Source organism: Chryseobacterium sp. 2P (assembly GCF_059579425.1).
The window spans coordinates 2,670,770-2,689,488 of sequence record NZ_CM184194.1 but is presented as its reverse complement, the minus strand read 5'-3'; the positions used below and the strand labels follow the sequence as shown (position 1 = coordinate 2,689,488).

The window sequence follows — 18,719 nt, the reverse complement described above, 5'->3', positions numbered from 1 at the left end:
TGTGCTGGAGCAGGAAGATGGTCTTCAGTATTATAACCTAGAAGTAAGACCATGGTATCTTTCAGACGGAGTTACTGGTGGGATTATTATTTCTGTACAGAATATAAGCGACACGGTAAAAACAAACAATGAACTGAAGGATGCCAAAAAAATGGCCGACATTGCAAGCAAAGCAAAATCAGAATTTCTTGCTAACATGAGCCATGAGATCCGTACACCGTTAAATGGTGTGATCGGCTTTTCAGATCTATTATTAAAGACTCCACTTAACGAGATACAAATGCAGTATCTCAACTATATTAACGAATCGGGGGAGAACTTACTTACGATCATTAATGACATTTTAGATTTCTCTAAAATTGAATCCGGAAAAATGGATCTTTTGATTGATAAAAGTAATGTTTATGATATGGTAAGTCAGGTCATCAACGTGATTCTATACCAGTCCCAAAAAAAAGATATAGAATTATTGCTGAATATTGAACCCGGTTTACCGGAAACGATCCTGATTGATGAATCCCGAATGAAACAGATCCTTATCAACCTCTTAGGAAATGCTGTAAAATTTACAGAACAGGGAGAAATAGAGCTGAAAGTAGAAAAACAATGGATGGATCATGAGAAAATACGGCTCCGTTTCGCAGTGCGGGATACCGGAATTGGAATACCCGTTGAAAAACAGCAGTCTATTTTTAATGCTTTCACACAGGAAAACAGCTCCATCAGCAAACGTTACGGAGGAACCGGACTCGGGCTTACCATTTCAAATAATATTCTAGGCTATATGGGAAGTGAACTCAGGTTAAACAGTACACTACACAAAGGATCTGTATTTTTCTTCGATATTGATGTACCGTATGAAATGTCTGCGGCAAATAAAGATGAAGAACTGAAGATCAGCAAAGTACTTGTTGTTGACGATAACGAAGCAAACAGAATCATTCTGCAGCATATGCTGGCTTATAAAAATATAGAATCCAGGCTGGCTGCGAATGGGATGGAAGCTTTACAGATTTTGTTAGCGGGAGAACGTTTTGATATTATTCTCATGGATTATCATATGCCTGTTATTTCCGGGCTGGAAACGATTGAAAAAATTAAGGGGTTATTTAGTAAACAGAAAGAAACTTCTCCGTTGGTGATCCTTCATACATCTTCAGAAGAACATGATGTTATCAACTCCTTCCGACAGGAAGAAAACTCTTATTTTTTATTAAAGCCGATTAAATCCGAAGATCTATATAAAACTTTAAGGAGGGCGACAGAAAATAATGAAAAACAACTGCCGACAGCTACGGAAACAAAAACAGAACCTTCTTTACATGCGCCTGGTCTTCATGTTTTATTAGTGGACGACAATCCTGTGAATATGCTGCTTAATAGCAGAATAATGCAATCCCTTATTCCTGATGTAGAGCTTACGGAAGCTGTAAATGGACTGGAAGCACTTGAAGAATGCAGAAAACAGAACTTTTCTCTTATCCTGATGGATGTCCAGATGCCGGTAATGGACGGTATTGAAGCAACAAGGGAAATTAGAAAACTTCCGGAATATCAAACAATTCCTATCCTAGGAGTGACAGCCGGAACAACATTTGGAGAAAAAGAAAAATGCCTGCAATCCGGGATGAATGATTTTCTTCCGAAGCCTTTACGTCAAGCTGAACTTTTGGAAATGTTGAGCAAATATATTTCGGAAAAAGAAACGGATATGGAGCATGATGCAACTGCTGAAAGCAACCTTGATATGGAATTTTTACAGCAGCAAACAGGTGATGATGAAGATTTCAAAGGGTTATTTTTAAATCTGGTGATTACCGAGCTTACTCAGGCAGAAAATAATATAAAGCGGTCTGTTGCAGAAAGAAATATGGATGATCTGAAAAAAAGTCTTCATAAACTGAAGGGAACAGCCGGAACGGCCGGATTGATAAAGCTTTCTGAGAAGGTAATATACTGGGAAAATAAGACCGGTCAAAATGTAGATTTTTCAATATTACACGACGAAATAATTCAGGAAATATCAACCGGATTGCATATAATAAAAAAATTAATGAAATAATAAAACAGAAATTACATTTACAATTTAGTGTTCCTACTCATTTTACCCGTTCAATCAAATATTTCATACTGAAATTTTACTGTTTAGGCGGGTATGTGATATAGGTTTCCTGAGGAAGAACTAATTATAATAGATATTAAATAAAAAAAGCGCCAACTGTTTTTAGTTGGCGCTTTTGGTTTTTTTGACCAATACGAGCGTATTTTCAAACACTTTTGTCGATGATTTGATTCGATTAAGCCAGATTAAACAAGGATTGGCTATTCGAAATCTAGCATTAAATTTCTCGTAATTAAGAAGATTTTTTGCAATATAATTTTAAATAGTTGAAACAATCTAAATTGAAATAGTTTTACTTTATTTTACTTAGATTGGCTTCCACCTTTTCATAGAAATTTTACGAAGAATATTTTAATTGTACGTAGTTAATAGGATTTATGTAAAGATGAAACGTGGTAGATTTAATTATACAATTACCTAAAATCAAATATCGATCCAGTATTTTAAGGGTATTATAACTACTTTTTAAGTAATTCTCTAGCTTCTTCACGAGATGATTCCCTTATGTTATTTTTTAACTTATTAATTACATCTATATTATTAGAAGATTTCATTGTATTAGTATTCAATCCTTTATTCATTTCAGTTTTGGCTGCTCCTTGACTTGCTAATAATGCTGCTTTTAATTCTGCATATTTTTCAAATAAGTGCGAGTTAATCAAAGGAGACTTAACATTTATTTTTTTTGATGTATTTGTTCTATATAAATTATTATTCATAGAGTGACAAGTAAAACAATTCATTCCTTCTGCTTGGAATGTGGTTTCCATAGTGACATTTGCTAAATCTAAACTACCAAAACTTTGCCCATTACCGGTACCATATGGTTTTGATAAATCTCCATCTAGCAACTCATTAATTGGAGCATTCGTTTTTGACCATATAGAGCCTACAAATTTATAGTTCGACCATATTTTAACTTTATCATTCGTAAGGGCTTTTTTAGCTAATTCGTTACTAGATTTAATCATTGTAGCAAACTCTTTATCTTCTTTAATAACCTCCATTCCTTGAGATGCCTGATTGTATCTAACTCCTTCAGGGTAGGATTGAAATACTTTATTTTTAATTTTTGGAGTAAGAGTGGTTTTATCTTGAATAATTCCATCTTCTGTATTTCCAACAGCGTTTCCATCGAATAATGTGTATTTATCTGATTTAGAATTTACAGGGTCTCCATGAAAACTTGTTCTATCTGGGGCTAAATCTCGTTGATCAAAAGTTGACCACACGCCTTCAGGGTGCTCTGCTGTAACTGTAAATATATGAAAGCCAATCATAGACATTCTTTTTAGCTCAGCGTTATTATAATTTTCGTGCAAATTTTTATCAGGTTTATTAACAATAGCAGTTATATTAAACGTTTTAGTAGAATCTACTACTTGAGATGTTTCTATCCAAGCTATTTTAATTTCGGTAGCACCAACTGGATATTGATTTTTACTCTCACGAATAGAACGCTTTAAGCTGTCATTTTTTAGTATTTCAGCTGCTTGGCTAATAATTAATGATGCATCGGCTGAATGAAACATCTCTAATATTCCGTCATTAGCATGTATCGAATATCTTACGAGAGAATTGCTCTTGCTGCTCAATTTTGTTCCGTCTGCTTGTTGATACAAATCTAAAATTAATGGTAATTTACCATCTTTTATGTATGAAGATGGTAATCCTTTCTTTTTTAAAGAATCTATTTTTATTTCTTCGCCAAAATCATTAACCTGTTTTAATTCTTTCATAAATACAGGAACATTATCTTTGGTATTTGACGTTAACCATAAAAATTTTTGCCAAGACCAGTCAACAAACATTTGATCATTGTCAAGAACTATGGTATCGACTGTATTTTTAATTTCGTTATTCTTATTGTAATCTTCAAAAATACTTGCTAAACTTGTTTTAGTATTAGAGTAAGTTTCTTTTTTACAAGATGTAAGCCCCAGTAAAGTAGCTGTTGTAATGCTCAAAAGCATCAGTTTTTTAAATTTTAATTTCATGGTTATTTAGATTATTAGTTTTTAGTTGATTATATTTTTAAAATTGCAATAACATTCTTTAGTTATAACCAGGGTGATTATTAAAAAATTATTACACTGTTTTACAAATCCCATTTTATACAATATAAATTGTAAAATTTTAGTCTGAAATTAATTTCCCACTTAGGAACTCGAGGATGTTCCCATATACTCAGTTAGCATAATAATAGTTACTAACATCATGACTAAATTATGACCAACAGATAAAAGCATAGGGAAAAACATAAATCCCCAACCTGTGCTAATAGGTTTAGTTTATACTTTATCAATAAAACAATATTAATATAATTTCTGTAAAAATAATTCAGTATAATTACTGAATTTTGAATTAATTTATTATGGAATGGTTAGTAAATTTTCGTGTGGTATTTAATTGAAACTCTTATCTTGTAATTTCATGAACTTCAACTAAGTTGCGGAAAATTATTGTATACAAAATTTCTGTTAAGGAACTAAATCGAGTACTTTTCTGAAAGATTAATTTAAACAATCGATTAATTAATACAAATTTCTCAGATTTGACTTGGATAAATTTAATGAACTCTTTAAGCTTTAAAATGTTTAAGCTGGAATATAATCCGGTTATAAAGAATTAATAAGGGAAGTGCTTTTAGATAACTACAAACAATTTACTAGCGATATTGAAGACAAAAGAAAATCAGTTTCAAAAGAAATTAATTTGCTTAATGAAAAGGTATCAAGTGTACGTGATAAGTATGTTGCAGATAAATTAGATGAGGAAGACTATATAAAGAAATCAAAAAAGTAACAAAATCGTAAATAGAACAACTTGAGCAGGAGCTATAGCTGATAGATTCAGAAAGTAAAGAATTAGATATAAAGACCAAAAATAGAAAATGCGCTTGATTCAATGGAAAACCTGGAAAACCTTTATCAGCAGGGCGATTTACAAACAAAGAGAACGATTGGGGGTTTGATATTTCCCCAAAAAGTCGAATTTGACGGAAAAAGTTTTCAAACACCTAGAATGAACATTGTCGCTCAGTGTATCTATCAATATAACAATGGATTAGGAAATAAAAAAACCGACATAAGAGAGTTAAAACTTCTAATGTCGGTGTAGTGACCTCGACAGGATTATTTTTCACTTTGATTATCAATGTTTTAAATTAAAATTATGTCGTATTTGTGTCAAATTTCAGATTTTGATACAATTTTTTTAATTTCTTTAATATAATTTTCTAATTCTTTAATTCTGCTCTTATCCGAAGTTTCTGTCGTTTTTTGAAGAAAATTATCATGATCGGGATTTAGCAATCTGTTTAGATCAATATCTGGACATTTTAAACATAATGCCTCGAAAAAATCCTGAGAAAATCTATTTCTTTCATTTAACATGGCAGACAATGTGGTACGGTTCATTCCTAATAATTCTGAAAAAGTTTGAACCTTCATGTCTTTAATTTCCATGTACATATAAATTTTCTCGCTGATTGTCATTTAGTTATATTTTTTTTAACATATTTTAACATGATACGTATTGTGTCTTTGGGTATAATACGTAACTTTGTCACGTAATGCAACAATATGTCACAAAATGCAACGCAAAAGTAATGAAAAAAAAGCGACAAAAGAAAATTGATTCCAATATAGAAGAGGCATTTAAAATTATAGATAACTATTTGCCAGCTAATTATACCAACGAGGTTATGGAGATTGTTCCTTTTGCTACTGCTGAGAATATCAGAACTATTAAGCGAAGGAAAAGTGGTGACTTAAGAATTATTGCTGCATTGAAGAAGGTAGCTGAAAAATATGAAATGATTTTAAATTAATACAAATGAGCTCAATAAGGCTTTATCCCGGAATGTGTGATGGCGCACTAGAAATTTTCTTTAATCATGAATTAAATGAATTAATGGCTATTAACAATGGCCGTATTAAAAAATATGATGACCTGCATGAAAACGAAGTATTTTTTTTAAAAGAAATACTTGACAACGAACCAGAAACAAAAAAGATTCTTAGCGGTTGGTTTACTGATGAGTATAATCAAAAGAAAACTTTGGCAAAATGCCGGTTTGGAGGTTTAAATTTTACTCCAGATTTAAAAAACGGCATAGCTGACCCGGATAATATTTTATGCCCTAAAATTTCTGACTGTATAGGATTTGGTGTTGTTTGTAAACCTTTAAAGTATAAAGGTATAGAACTTACAAGTTTTGATATAAAAGCAATAAAACTCCTAAGTTCTTCAAAAAAGAATACTGTCATTGCTGATGAGCTTGATATTCCTATAGGAAGTTTCGAGATCTACAGAACCAGGCTTTATAAAAAAATGGAAATTACTACAAAACAAGAATTGGCCGGAGTAGCGTTTAAAATTGGGCTGATATAATAGTTAACCGAACCCCGTTTCGGCGGGGTATTTTAGGATTTAAAATGGTGAAATTAGTTTATACAAAAATTGATGTTCGTGGTACTATCAAACAGATTCAAAAGATTGAAACGGAAGACTGCTTATTTGCATTTTCGAGAAAACTAAGAATGTATTACGACCAAGGTTTGATCAGTATTCCCGATGAGATCAGAGAGGAAATGAACGATAAATTGGATAAAATTTATAGAAACCAGTAAAAATAAAGCACTTAGATTAAATTTCTTATAAAAAGAATCAAAAGCAATTTTTTCTTAGTAATCGTGAAAGGATTTAATCAGAGAAGAAGTATAGGTGTTTGCCTGGTTATTCCCATTAAATTTTATAAGGTTTGTAGTCCACTGCTGTGAAGCCCTGGACTACTTTTAAGGGATTCCGACAGAATAAGTGTTTTAAGCTGAGATACAGTGTAAGCATCGCTTATGAAGGTGCAAGTCCTTCGTTTCCCACAACTCATATAAAATGAGTTTTCTATGTTATTAGTTTTTTACCCGACCGAAAGTCGGTCGGGTTTTTCTTTTATTAAAATCCAAAAATTATGAATAAAAATCAAACTACTATCACAGAATGTATGGAATGTGGTTCGAGGTATGAAAACCATTTTTTTGCATCTCCTTGCTGTCGTTCTATTGTTTTAAAGGTGAATGAACAGGGCGAAAAAACAACGATCACATTCTTAAGCTCGCTTTCAATTCCAAAAAAAATTAATTAACTAATTACTCGAGTTAAACAATTATGAAAAGTTTAAATTTTGGTGTCGATAAGATAGCCAGCGCACGACAGAAACAAATTGACAGTCAAGGTTATAGTCTTAATTTTATTTTAGATAATCCTGACTTTTATGAAAACGGGCAGTTACAAGATGCTGCCTACAAATTATTATCGAAAGATGCGCAAACAGGATTATTAGAAGCTCCTTTAAATTGGGATAGATTTAGTTTTTATGGTCTATGTATTAAACCTTTGTTGGAAAGATTGGAAATTGCTGGTGCTTTTTTAGCTGCTGAAATTGATCGTATTGAAAGATCAAAAAATCCTCCCGCAAAAATAACTTTATTATGACTTCGGAAATTGAAAATTTTATAAAATCATTCCAGGATAAACCAATCAAAGAGTTTGCCCTTTCTGATTTAAAAACTGAAGCAGGCAATGTTTCATTTTATAAGCTACTTAAAGAACATAATCATGAAGTTTGGAAAAAATGTGAATGTGGAAATGAAGAGGATTTAAGAAAGACTTGGAATTGTTCAAAATGTGGAAAAATATTATTTGTACCAAAATGGAATTTTCAAAACAACATTTAGAGTTTATCCAGATACATTATAATTCTTATACAGTAGTTGAGTTACATCGATTAATATCTGAAGAGTTAGGATATAAATATGCTTTACAGCATTTCAGAATGCAGCTTTATAATGCAGGTTATAGAAAAATAGATATTCAGTATTGGACTAATGAGCAGATAGACTACTTGAAAGATAATTATAAAAGTAATGGAGATAAGGAACTGGCAGAGCAATTCAATTTAAAATGGAAAAAAATTGGAGGTTGGACTTTTAAGCATATTGAAAAAAAAAGAAACTATCTCCGCTTAAAAAGAACCCCTGAAGAACTTTTTTTAATCAAAGAAAAGGCAAAAGCAAAAGGAGTTTATGTTGAGGGGGTTAAAAAAATGTGGAAGACGAGAGGAGAAAATCCTTTAGGAACAATCTTAGTATGGGATGGTGATAAGTTTATTAAGACGGCAAAAGGATATATTCATTTAAGAGTTTTTAACTATCAGGTGTTTATCGGTGCTATTCCAAAAGATAAAATAATTAATCACATTGATGGAAATAATTTAAACTGTGATCCAATTAATCTTACAGCTGTTACCAGATCAGAGCATGCTTTGAAGAATAATTGGAGAAAATATCCTTCAGAACTAAGAAAATCAATGCATTTATTAGGAAGAATAAAAAAACAACTAAAAAAAGAAGAATGAATTTACAAGACTTAAACACAAACTTAGGAGATGTTTTTCTCATGCTAAAGGAAGGCAAAATTAAACCAGATCAAGCTAATGCCTTGGTAAACGTTTCCAACAGTATCATTAATAACGCTAAGGTTCAGCTTCAGGGGATTAAGCAGTTTCATGAGCTTGGTTATGATCCGAATGCAACTGAAAGTGGTTCAGTAAAAAAAATCGTTGGGGATGTCTTTGATAGGAAATTTCAATTTGCACAGTCAATAGGTCACAATAATGTTTCGGAAGCAATAGCGAAACTCGGTAAGGAAAAATTTGAGCAACTATTTCATAATTCAAAATATCGATGAAACTATATCTAACAAGAGTAAGTCAAATTTACTCGGCAAAAAATAAACTTGAGTCTGCAATCTTGGAATTAATTAATGCTAATGATCGGGTTTTAATCGAAGAAAAAGATTTAAAAACTTTTAAGGATGGTATCGTACAACAAATAAATTTTCTTAATCAGGAATATTCAAGAAGTTCTCCTAAAAAACCAAGTTGGTACAATGCCGGAGCTTCTTCGAAAAATAAAGATTATGGAATTTCTGGAGTTGATTGTGTTGCTTTTTACATATATGAAATCAAAAATAAATATCAAATAGAAGATGGCAAGTAAAAAACATCGTAAAAAAATTAAAAAAATTCATCAAACTCGAACTGCTGTAAAGATAATCGTTTGCTCTGTTGACAACTTAGCCCAAGCAATAGAATCGCTAGGTCGTGCAGCGCAACTTGCACGTAAAAATTTTCAAAACTTCATCCATGAATATAGAAACTATCAAATCCGAAACAGAAAGTTATTTCAAATCCGAAGGAAAGGAGGAATTTTTTAAAGAAAAAGTTCATAACACTAAGTCTGATATCCTTTCAGATTTTAAAAAATGGAATCAAAAAAATCCGGATAAAAAATTCACCGATTTTAAAGCGGAATCTATTGAAGAAATTAAAGCTGGGATGCAGTTTCTTAGTGAGATTCTTTATGTCGGAATTTTCCTTACAGCACTTGATGAAGTAGTAGTATAGTAATAATAAACTAATAGCAAGAGTAAAGCATGTCATTTCCAATAAGCCAAGAAGATATTTTTAGAGCAACCAACGGAGGCTGGGATATAATACAAAGATTTTTGCCGGATGCAAATCTTAAGAAGCATTTTCGCATAAGAAATGAAGGTACGGAAAGTGCGAATATCCATGAAAGTGGAGGGATTTATTTCGTAAAGGATTGGGGCGATTCCGGAGGCTTTTTCCAAAAATCAAAACATGCAATTCATATTTATTCGCATTATACAGGTAAAACTTATTTTGAGTCTTTACTTGCTTTAGGGGAAGAGCTTAATCTAATTGATCAAACTAAAACCAAAGCAAAAAATATTACCAAGTGCAGCTTCAGTGAATATACTGGTCCGGAATTAAATGATGATGGTTTTGCCTATACAATAAAAGAATTTACACCTTACGAGCTCGAAACCCTGGGTCCCTTAGTTACTTCCGAAATTTGTAAAAAATATAGTCTTTACTCTTTGGAATCTTATTCATGGTTAAAGAAATCAGATAATACACAAAAAGAATTTTGCGATGTTTTCACGGTTACAAGTTCAGATACAAATCCCGTATTAGCTTTCATTATTTCTGAAGGAGGTGGAAAACCAAAACTTTCTTTACACGGACCTAAAAAAGATGTATCTGTAGAACCGGCAAATCCTGCCAGAGAGTGGATGAAAATCTATCAGCCAAAATCAGCTGACAAAAAATATCGTTTTTCTTATCTGGGTAAAAAACCAAAGCAGCATATTTTCGGCCTCGATATTCTAAAAAGAATGACCGTTAGGAAGGAAGATGTTTTAGATGAAAACGGGCACTTTACGGGAGAGCAAAAAGAAGTAATAGAGAAAATTAAGAAAGTAATTATCTGTTCCGGAGACAGGGATTCTATCAACATGGCTTCAACCGGAAAAGCTGATGCGGTAGTTTGGTTCAATTCTGAGACAGCAGATATCACTGAAAGCGAAATCGGATTATTGTTTAAACATGCACATGAAGTTATCAATGTTCCAGATCTTGATCCTACAGGAGTAGAAGCTGGAAAAAAAATAGCTTTGGAGCACATGGATGTTAAGACAGCATGGCTTCCTGAAGAAATTACCAAAAGAAAGGATTTTCGCGGAAACCCGCTGAAGGATTTTACTGACTTTATGAAAATTAATAGCAGCTACGATGATGAACATCAAACTGATCTTAAAAGGAAGGTTGAACGTTTCCTTGAGTTAGCCAGGCCGGCTAAATTTTGGTCAGGAAAATGGAATAAAAGGACTGAGACTACCGATTATAAAATCAATTATAAGAATGCTTTCAACTTCCTGAAGTTAAATGGTTTCTTCAGAATAAAAGATGAAAACAGAAAGGATGGATATTACTTTGTAAAGCAAGATAAACATATTTTAAAAGAAGTATCTGCTCAGGAAATAAAAGACTTTTTCAATAATTTATTAGATCAGAAACAAAGAGAAAAAGGACTTGTACTGTTTCCCGATGATTTACTTAACATGTTGATAGGCTCAGAAGCTGTTTCCGATAAAAAACTTGTAAATCTTGAAACCAAAGAGTTTGATTTTACAGATCACACGTTTAGTACACAATATTTGTTTTTTGATAAGTTTATCTGGGAAGTAAAAGCTGATCGTGTTGAAGAGATCACAAAAGGTTATAGTCGCTATGTTATGGAAAATGATATTCTAAATAATATCATAAAAAAACAGACAAGACATAGTCTTAATACCAGGGAAATTAGGCTTGAAGCAAATTATGTTGATCGGGATGGAAAGCTTATAAAAGGAAACCCTTTTTTCGAGATTCAGAAAGATGAAAACAACAATTGGGATGTGAAGATTCTACGTAAAGACTGTGACTTTATGAATTATCTGATCAATGCGAGCAGAGTGCATTGGAAAGAAGAGATTAAAGGTCTGCCTAGATCAAAATGGGATGATTATCTGCAGCAAAATAATTTTTGCTTAGATATTTATAGAACCGAAGGATCTGCAACTGGTTTAGATGATGATCAGGTTTATGAGCAGGAGCTACACTTTGCTAATAAAGTTTATGCCTACGGATATCTGCTTCATAGATACAAAGATCCGTCGAAAGCTTGGTGTGTTTATGTAATGGATAATGAAGTGGTTGATGATAATGAATCTCATGGTCGATCAGGGAAATCTCTTTTATCTAATAATGCGGTCAGATTATTTATGAACTCTAAATATATGGGCGCAAGAAAAAAAAATCTGTTAGATAGCGATTTCCTTTACGATGGAATCACTGATCAGACAGACTACGTTCTTTTCGACGATGCGGACAAAAAATTTCAGTTCAATCAGCTTTTTACTGATATTACAGGGGATCTTAATGTGAATCCTAAAAATCAAAATGCTTATCTGATTCCTTTCCATCAATCACCAAAGTTTTGTGTAACCACAAATTATGCGCCTTTTGGTTTGGATTCTTCAACAATGGAGAGGCTTTTATTTGTTTCTTACGGCGACTGGTATCATGGAGCAAAAGAGGATATGGAAGCGCGCTCACCGCTTCACGATTTTCAGAATAGATTTTTTACAGAATGGGATGATAAACAATGGAATTTGTTCTTGAATTTTTCCGTGCAATGTCTCCAGTTTTATTTGGGTACAAAAGACAAACTCGGTGCTCCACAAGGAAATATTAAAAAAAGAAATCTTATTACCGAGATGGGACCGGTCTTCCTTGAATGGGCAGAGGGATATTTTGATGATACCCGCTTAAATAATTATGTAATTAAAAAAGAAGCTTATGAGAGTATTAAATTCTATAATGCATCAATGAAGACAATTTCAGCAACAAGCTTCAAAAAGAAGCTGAATCAGTTCTGTGAGCTGAAAGGATATGTACTTAATCCAACTGATAAGCTTACTACAGCAGATGGCAGGATTATGAGAAGTTTGAATAGTGTATCACATGAAATGATATACATCGCAGCTTCAGATATTGAACTCAATCCACTTTATACAGAAATGAAAAAATCAGGAGTGGAAGAAGATGATGACCCTTATAACGTAAAATAATGTACAGATCAAATTTTCCACCATTTAAAGCAGATTTAAAAAAGCATTTTGGATATCTAAGCTTCAACTGTACTCTAATCAATTTGGATCTTGTAGGAATCCGTTTTATAAAATCTGGAGAAGTCGTTGTAATCACTTATAGAGGAAATCGGAAAACAGGTTTCATTTATGAAGGAGAAGTATTTAATGAAAAACAGGTTTTGAGAGCGTATAGAGATGCTCCAGATTCCTGGAATGATTTAAAAGAGTATGAAGAAGCATTTGAAGGGAAAGTTGAAGTTTTAGCACCTGTAAAAGATAATTATGTATTTATCAACGATATGGAAGTTCGTCCAAATCAACCTCTCAAAAATGTAAAATTGTAATACTGTAATGAAAAATATAATAATAAAAACCAAACCAATATTATTTTCGACAGAAATGGTTCAGGCTAATTTAAAAGGAATTAAGAGTCAAACCAGAAGAATTGTAGATGAAATGCATTACATGTTTTTAGAGTATGCTTTTCATCATAAAAAAAATATCACAGATTGGATTATCAGGACAGCTAAATATCAGCCGGGGGATATTCTTTGGGTAAGAGAAACTTTTTGGTTTGATCCTTTTCAGCAAGTTTATCATTATAAGGCTGATGAAGATTCATGTATGAAATTATTTACTGGCTGGAAACCTTCTATTCACATGCCGAAAAAAATAGCCAGGATCTTCTTAAAAGTTACGAGTGTACGTTGTGAAAGGCTGAAAGATATTTCAGATGAAGACGCAATTGCAGAAGGAATGGATCCTGATCAAGTTCCAACATATCGTTTCGCAGCTTTATGGAAACGCTTGAATGGAGAAGATTCCTGGAACAGAAATCCGTTTGTTTTCATATATGAATATGAAATAATTGAAAAACCTGAAAACTTCCTCTCATGAAAAATTTTGAATTTCTAAAAACGGAAGTTGAGTTATTTGATCCTTTTAATGTAGAGTTAATAGATCAAATAGAAGTGTTCAATTATTCAACAAACACTTTCACAAAGTGCGAATATTGGGGCTGTAATGAAGAAGGAGAAAATGGATATCCTTATCACGACTTTGGTATCATTGGGGATTTTGATTTTGAGATCTATAACGATAAAGTCAGATTTTATTATGGAGATAGGCCAGAATATGGAGTTAAAGACTGGAATGATCCAGAATTAATTTTTCTTCCAAGAGGCGCTCCTGCTCCTGAAGGCTTTTTAACATTTGGCTATTTCGACTTAGAACATACCTACGACTCTTCGCCTCAAACATTCCATGATATAGTAAAGCTCATTTCTAATTTTTACGGAAGAATTGAGCAACACAGAGAATATCTACAAAACAGAAAAACAAATACATTTTAATTATGGACTACATCAAACAACATTATGAATTACCATTCCTGGAAAAAGGAATGAAGGTAGAAGCCGACGGAAATTCCGGCAAAATTACCAGAGAAAAAAACGGATATATCGAAATTCTTTTTGATAGTGGAAAAAAAGGACTGGCACATCCAACTTGGGAAATGGTTTACTATGATGAAGCAGGAAACGTCATTAAAGATTTCAGGAAGCTAAAAACTTCTGTAGAAGAAGCAATTAGAACTGTGCCGGATCTTGTAAATATTGCTACTGGAGAAACCAATATCGAATTTACTCCAAATCTGAAAATGATCTACATCGCAGATAATAATTGGGAAGAGGATAAACTTATCGCAGTGTCCTGCACATTCACGTTTTTCGGCCAGGATGCGCTTGCTTTTATCGTTGTAGAAGATCTACAGCCAAATAAACCTAGATATGCAGAAATCGAAAGTACTAGTGAAGAAATACACGCTTCATTAGTTTCTACATTAAATAAGATTGAAGTTTGGGAAAAGTTGGTTCCGGTTCTGAAAGAGTATAAATCAAAGTGGGAAGAATATCAAAAACAACCTTTTTAATATGAAGTTTAGAATAACATTAAAGGCTGAAGTCATCGTAGAATTTGATGAAAATTCAGAAGAGTTTAAAGAAATTTTTCTTGGCTATAAAGATGCTATAGATGGATCTGCTAATTTGGAATCATTATCTGAATCTATTGCAAGTCATGTTTCGCGTTATGGTACAAGAGAATTTATCGAAGGTGTTGGATATTTAAATGTCAATAGCGAAAATCAAACTGTTTTCAATAATGGAAAATACGAAGAAATAGAAAGTCCTATCAATATTGAAGTAGAAACTGATTTGAATGGAAGAGTGGATTTTGAAATTGAATATACAGAAGAAATTTAAAATATAAATCAATGGAAAACTTAACAGTAGGCATTCAATTAATCGCCAAAGAAAGAAATCATCAAATTGACAAACATGGATTTACTGCCGAGCATCATGTAAATCATCCAGAATGGTATAATTCAAACCAACTGCAGTCCGGAGCAATATTATTGCTATTAAAAGAAATAGAAGGAATGACATTTCAAGCTTATCCTAAAAATTGGAATGCAGAAATATTTCAAGACTTTTTGGTTCGTGATGTTAAAGAAAGATTAATTATCGCTGGAGCATTAATCGCTGCTGAACTTGATAGGCTCGATGCCTTGGAAAGTATTTGTTATTTAAAATGTACAAGCTGTGAAAAAGAATTTGATATGGACAAAATGCATGAAGATTCAGGCGGTGATTACTTTTGCGCAGAATGTTGGAAGACACTTGCTCCAACAATGAAAGCTGAGTATGAAGAATTAAAAGCTAAAGGCGAAATCGAATAAATATGAAATATCAAATCGAACAAAACTGGGGTAAAGACTGTAAGGTCTGGGATTATTTTGAAGGCGAAGGTAACGAAGATGAAGTTAAAAAGCAGGCAGTGAAGATTGTAAAGGCAGCTCATGAAAAAAAGCTTGAGAGGAAAAGACATGATCCATTTACAAATATTGATCCTTCTCGACCAACAATAATTATTAGAGAAAATCCGGCAAGAAAGGATGGAATTGTTTATAAAACTAAATGGAGATAAAATATGGAAGAATTTGAAGAAATGGAAATGCCTACACCTTGCCAGCATTGTGGCGAATTATTTGATTTGAATGACGGTTACGGCTCCGAAAAATGGTATCCCAATACAACCATTTGCGAAAACTGCTATGAATTGGAAAAAGGTGAAATAGCAATGGATGAAGACATTCAGGAAATGAAAGATGAATTATCAGAAGCTATTGATAATGCAAAAAGATTAGTTGAAGGCCTCAGAAAAACGAAAGTCGATATCGATCCGGAAAGCGATCTTCCTACGCTTATCCGGAAAGCGGAAATGTGGGATAAACTTGATGAACAAATCGGGAAAATCTATGCTTTAGATTCCGAAAGTTCTGAAGAAGAAGAGGGAGATCTGCTCGATATCGGTGAAGCTGCAGCCAAAGCATTTGGCTATTTATAGAAAATTTAAAATACAAAAAAATGATCAAAATTAAAAAAGGCGATAAAATTAGAATCCAAGATAATTTAATGGAAGAACTAATTAAACATGGATTTAATAAGGCAGAAATGGAAGGCTTTGTGAATAGATTTAAAGGTACTGATCAAGAAGCTTTCGATGTCTATCATGATGATGATACTGGAACTGACTGGGTGACTGTTGATATGTGTTGTGAAATTCCAGTTTCAGCTATAACATTGCCAGAAGTAGAAAAAAATAAATTTATGAAAATAGAAGAGATTAAAGACTTATGGGGTGAAGATTTATATAATGCATTTTGGGATAAACTTGATGATGAAGGTTTTTTAACGCAAGATTGGGCGCCAATTCTCGAAGATAAATATCCAGATCACACTTATTATATGGAGCCTGAAATTAAGGAAAATCTATATTCGAGAATGTACAACCTAGATTTTGAAGAGAATACCGACGGGACAAGAATTAGACCCGAGTAAATATTTTATTTTAATATTAAGTGAGATTTTAATTCCCGGTGATAATATCGCCGGGAATTTTTTTATGCGATTCTCAGCCTGTTCCGGGATTTTAAAATTACACTGCCAAAATGCACTTTCAAAGGAAAGGCCGCGGCAGTTTTCAATCCACCCCTTGCACCCCATAAAAATTTATTAATTTTTGTAATATTGTAATTAATAACCTGAAATCTCGATTTGTAAGGTATTACAGTATATTTTATTTTTTGTAATAATTAAATAGTCATTACAAAAAAAATGTAATTAAAATATCTATTACAAAAGCATTACAAATCAAAAATATAGGGATTACAGATGTTATTTTATTTTAAATATCTGTCAATCAAAACGTTATTACAATATTACAGACTTACAAAAAAATTACATTATTTTTTCTTTTTTCAAGTTATTTTACGTAACAATAGATACTTTACGTATCTTTGTGTAAAACCGTAAAATGAAGCAGGACTTTCTATATATCAAGAAGTTATATATTATACCGAAGGATTTACTGTATGATGGAATTCAGGACGAAGAAATCATATTCAAAGCAGGTAATATGGAGCCGGATTATTTTACTCCGGGAACTGCATTTTTTTCTTTCGATAAAAAAGAAAGCACTTCTGGATTTTATTATGTTAACGAGATACAATTTTCGGTTCCTGGAAAAGGAGAAAAAGAATATATTGAAAAAGTTTCTAAGGCTGGAGCTGTTCTGGTTGTGCTTGATACAGATCAAAAAATAGTTTTTTACAAAAATGATTACTTCAGCAATACGGCTTTAAAGCTGGAGATAAGCTCTAATAACTTCAAAACTAACATTAAATTTACAGTCACAAGTTTAGATGTTCTATAATATGATCCGCTTACGACCGATAGAAATTCCGGAATATTTAATTCCTTTTATTTTGAAGGAATGTGACGGTATTTCTCTTCTCAAGGATGGCGGCGAATATAAGCAGATATTGATAGAACCGAAAAGCGTTCTAGGGCATTTTTTATATTCCCGTCTAAAGGAGCCTAAATCGGTAAAAGAATTTTGTCTCACGATTTATTCAAATACTCAGGGAAAAAAAAGAGTTGTTTCTTCAGAAGTTATCAATTTTTACAATACTGCAGAATTCTCCATTGATCTCAGCTTTGAAGATCTTGAGCAGTTTTACAAATTTCTGGATTCTTACTTCAGAACACACTTTTGTTTTTTTGTACGCGGTTATTGCAAAGGTAGCTCTACGAAAAGCAAAATTAAAAAAGCAATATCCGAATTTTGTGATATGTATGATCTTTTGGAGTGGGGATATTCTGAAAATCAGATGCGTATACTTTACTATCGGTACACCAATAATGGCGTTCTTTCTTTGTTTCAGGATAATAACAGATTAAATTACGGATTTTTTGGTGTAACACAGGAATAATGCTCTGAATCTGATTTTTGTAAAAAAAAATCAATGCCCGAATTCAGACTCAATGCCAGGAAGCCCAAAAATGTAGGCGTCGGTTTACCGACACCAAAAGGAGAGCTTTATCTTTTATATAAAGATGATATTGCTTCCATGCCGCTGCGGTCTGAAAAAGGTGTAATGTGCATTGGAGATATCCACCTAAAAAACGGGCGGCGTTTTCACATTCTTTATCTAACACCAACAACTCAAAAAAGAAATATAAAATCCGATGGTGAAGTAGATTCACGTGGATGGAAAAAAAAAGTTTCAGGAAATTATCCGGGAGATCAGATAGATATTCACGAGTTTGCCCGGCTTAATATCAATCAAGGCTTTGTCATCGTGATGAATTCTTACGATGATGTCTATCACCGTATTTACGGATCTTTCGAAAATCCGCTATACTTCACAGGCGAATTCAATGATGATAACGATAAGAAAGGATATGAGCTAACCTTCGAGCAAAACTTTGCAGACAAAGATCCGGTGCTTTTTTACAATGGAGAAATTATTTTAGATGAAAGCGCTATTGAAGATCCGGATATTGACTTTGAGGGATTATTCGCGCGCAGAGATGGATCCAATCTGAATCATGAAGAAAAAGACACCTGGGCATTAATCCTTTCAGATTATTTCTTGAGCAGCAATATATTTCCTATAAGTAATCAATGGTAAAAA

The 18,719-nt window shown here is 32.8% G+C and carries 27 protein-coding genes; 25 read left to right on the top strand and 2 right to left on the bottom strand.

The genetic code is table 11. The annotated features are described in order from the left end of the window. Nucleotide 1: 1 nt before the first annotated feature. Entirely contained in the window at nucleotides 2-2,062 is a 2,061-nt protein-coding gene (locus AC52CF_RS12330) for a response regulator (protein ID WP_496517200.1), read from the top strand. 518 nt (nucleotides 2,063-2,580) lie between these two features. Here AC52CF_RS12330 and AC52CF_RS12325 read toward each other — a convergent pair. Further along, complete coding sequence (locus AC52CF_RS12325) at nucleotides 2,581-4,119, bottom strand: hypothetical protein (protein WP_496517199.1); 1,539 nt, start codon at nucleotides 4,117-4,119, stop codon at nucleotides 2,581-2,583. Between the two features lie 643 nt (nucleotides 4,120-4,762). On the opposite strand from AC52CF_RS12325, the gene AC52CF_RS12320 reads away from it, so the two are divergent. Next, complete coding sequence (locus tag AC52CF_RS12320) at nucleotides 4,763-4,927, top strand: hypothetical protein (RefSeq protein WP_375182257.1); 165 nt, start codon at nucleotides 4,763-4,765, stop codon at nucleotides 4,925-4,927. Between the two features lie 102 nt (nucleotides 4,928-5,029). After that, nucleotides 5,030-5,242 (top strand): hypothetical protein, encoded by a 213-nt coding sequence (locus tag AC52CF_RS12315; RefSeq protein ID WP_496517198.1) that lies wholly within the window; start codon nucleotides 5,030-5,032, stop codon nucleotides 5,240-5,242. Between the two features lie 68 nt (nucleotides 5,243-5,310). On the opposite strand, the gene AC52CF_RS12310 is transcribed toward AC52CF_RS12315, so the two are convergent. Continuing rightward, nucleotides 5,311-5,619 (bottom strand): helix-turn-helix domain-containing protein, encoded by a 309-nt coding sequence (locus AC52CF_RS12310; RefSeq protein ID WP_496517197.1) that lies wholly within the window; start codon nucleotides 5,617-5,619, stop codon nucleotides 5,311-5,313. A gap of 113 nt (nucleotides 5,620-5,732) precedes the next feature. On the opposite strand from AC52CF_RS12310, the gene AC52CF_RS12305 reads away from it, so the two are divergent. From AC52CF_RS12305 to AC52CF_RS12200, 22 genes are all read left to right on the top strand, one after another. Then, nucleotides 5,733-5,954 carry a hypothetical protein gene (locus AC52CF_RS12305; protein WP_336689415.1) on the top strand — a complete coding sequence of 74 codons (222 nt, stop codon included), beginning with the start codon at nucleotides 5,733-5,735 and terminating at the stop codon, nucleotides 5,952-5,954. Between the two features lie 5 nt (nucleotides 5,955-5,959). Continuing rightward, nucleotides 5,960-6,517, top strand: coding sequence for a helix-turn-helix transcriptional regulator (locus AC52CF_RS12300; protein WP_496517196.1), 558 nt, complete (start codon nucleotides 5,960-5,962; stop codon nucleotides 6,515-6,517). A 44-nt stretch (nucleotides 6,518-6,561) separates the two neighbouring features. Next, nucleotides 6,562-6,756 (top strand): hypothetical protein, encoded by a 195-nt coding sequence (locus AC52CF_RS12295; protein ID WP_496517195.1) that lies wholly within the window; start codon nucleotides 6,562-6,564, stop codon nucleotides 6,754-6,756. A 535-nt stretch (nucleotides 6,757-7,291) separates the two neighbouring features. Further along, nucleotides 7,292-7,618 (top strand): hypothetical protein, encoded by a 327-nt coding sequence (locus tag AC52CF_RS12290; protein ID WP_496517194.1) that lies wholly within the window; start codon nucleotides 7,292-7,294, stop codon nucleotides 7,616-7,618. After that, nucleotides 7,615-7,860, top strand: a complete 246-nt coding sequence (locus tag AC52CF_RS12285; protein WP_496517193.1) for a hypothetical protein — start codon at nucleotides 7,615-7,617, stop codon at nucleotides 7,858-7,860. The genes AC52CF_RS12290 and AC52CF_RS12285 overlap by 4 nt, the downstream gene beginning before the upstream one ends. Next, nucleotides 7,836-8,540, top strand: a complete 705-nt coding sequence (locus AC52CF_RS12280) for an HNH endonuclease signature motif containing protein (protein WP_496517192.1) — start codon at nucleotides 7,836-7,838, stop codon at nucleotides 8,538-8,540. The genes AC52CF_RS12285 and AC52CF_RS12280 overlap by 25 nt, the downstream gene beginning before the upstream one ends. Continuing rightward, complete coding sequence (locus tag AC52CF_RS12275) at nucleotides 8,537-8,872, top strand: hypothetical protein (protein ID WP_496517191.1); 336 nt, start codon at nucleotides 8,537-8,539, stop codon at nucleotides 8,870-8,872. The genes AC52CF_RS12280 and AC52CF_RS12275 overlap by 4 nt, the downstream gene beginning before the upstream one ends. Further along, a complete protein-coding gene (locus AC52CF_RS12270) occupies nucleotides 8,869-9,183 on the top strand; it encodes a hypothetical protein (protein ID WP_496517190.1) in 315 nt (104 codons plus the stop codon). Before AC52CF_RS12275 ends, AC52CF_RS12270 begins: the two co-directional genes overlap by 4 nt. 146 nt (nucleotides 9,184-9,329) lie before the next feature. Further along, nucleotides 9,330-9,590 carry a hypothetical protein gene (locus AC52CF_RS12265; RefSeq protein ID WP_496517189.1) on the top strand — a complete coding sequence of 87 codons (261 nt, stop codon included), beginning with the start codon at nucleotides 9,330-9,332 and terminating at the stop codon, nucleotides 9,588-9,590. Nucleotides 9,591-9,619: 29 nt separating this feature from the next. After that, nucleotides 9,620-12,661, top strand: coding sequence for a primase-helicase family protein (locus tag AC52CF_RS12260; protein WP_496517188.1), 3,042 nt, complete (start codon nucleotides 9,620-9,622; stop codon nucleotides 12,659-12,661). Further along, complete coding sequence (locus AC52CF_RS12255) at nucleotides 12,661-13,026, top strand: hypothetical protein (RefSeq protein WP_336689404.1); 366 nt, start codon at nucleotides 12,661-12,663, stop codon at nucleotides 13,024-13,026. Before AC52CF_RS12260 ends, AC52CF_RS12255 begins: the two co-directional genes overlap by 1 nt. Before the next feature lie 7 nt (nucleotides 13,027-13,033). Next, a complete protein-coding gene (locus AC52CF_RS12250; protein WP_496517187.1) occupies nucleotides 13,034-13,579 on the top strand; it encodes an ASCH domain-containing protein in 546 nt (181 codons plus the stop codon). Then, entirely contained in the window at nucleotides 13,576-14,034 is a 459-nt protein-coding gene (locus AC52CF_RS12245) for a hypothetical protein (protein ID WP_496517186.1), read from the top strand. The genes AC52CF_RS12250 and AC52CF_RS12245 overlap by 4 nt, the downstream gene beginning before the upstream one ends. A gap of 2 nt (nucleotides 14,035-14,036) precedes the next feature. Continuing rightward, nucleotides 14,037-14,612, top strand: coding sequence for a hypothetical protein (locus tag AC52CF_RS12240; RefSeq protein ID WP_496517185.1), 576 nt, complete (start codon nucleotides 14,037-14,039; stop codon nucleotides 14,610-14,612). Nucleotide 14,613: 1 nt separating this feature from the next. Continuing rightward, a complete protein-coding gene (locus AC52CF_RS12235) occupies nucleotides 14,614-14,943 on the top strand; it encodes a hypothetical protein (protein ID WP_496517184.1) in 330 nt (109 codons plus the stop codon). 11 nt (nucleotides 14,944-14,954) lie between these two features. Then, nucleotides 14,955-15,419, top strand: a complete 465-nt coding sequence (locus AC52CF_RS12230) for a hypothetical protein (protein ID WP_496517183.1) — start codon at nucleotides 14,955-14,957, stop codon at nucleotides 15,417-15,419. Between the two features lie 2 nt (nucleotides 15,420-15,421). After that, entirely contained in the window at nucleotides 15,422-15,667 is a 246-nt protein-coding gene (locus AC52CF_RS12225; protein ID WP_496517182.1) for a hypothetical protein, read from the top strand. Nucleotides 15,668-15,670: 3 nt separating this feature from the next. Further along, nucleotides 15,671-16,087 (top strand): hypothetical protein, encoded by a 417-nt coding sequence (locus AC52CF_RS12220; RefSeq protein ID WP_496517181.1) that lies wholly within the window; start codon nucleotides 15,671-15,673, stop codon nucleotides 16,085-16,087. A gap of 20 nt (nucleotides 16,088-16,107) precedes the next feature. Beyond that, nucleotides 16,108-16,581, top strand: coding sequence for a hypothetical protein (locus AC52CF_RS12215; RefSeq protein ID WP_496517180.1), 474 nt, complete (start codon nucleotides 16,108-16,110; stop codon nucleotides 16,579-16,581). A 475-nt stretch (nucleotides 16,582-17,056) separates the two neighbouring features. After that, complete coding sequence (locus AC52CF_RS12210) at nucleotides 17,057-17,455, top strand: hypothetical protein (protein ID WP_496517179.1); 399 nt, start codon at nucleotides 17,057-17,059, stop codon at nucleotides 17,453-17,455. Nucleotide 17,456: 1 nt separating this feature from the next. Further along, on the top strand, nucleotides 17,457-18,014 hold the full coding sequence (locus AC52CF_RS12205; RefSeq protein ID WP_496517178.1) for a hypothetical protein: 558 nt from the start codon (nucleotides 17,457-17,459) through the stop codon (nucleotides 18,012-18,014). A gap of 33 nt (nucleotides 18,015-18,047) precedes the next feature. Beyond that, nucleotides 18,048-18,716, top strand: a complete 669-nt coding sequence (locus AC52CF_RS12200; RefSeq protein ID WP_496517177.1) for a hypothetical protein — start codon at nucleotides 18,048-18,050, stop codon at nucleotides 18,714-18,716. Nucleotides 18,717-18,719 lie beyond the last annotated feature (3 nt).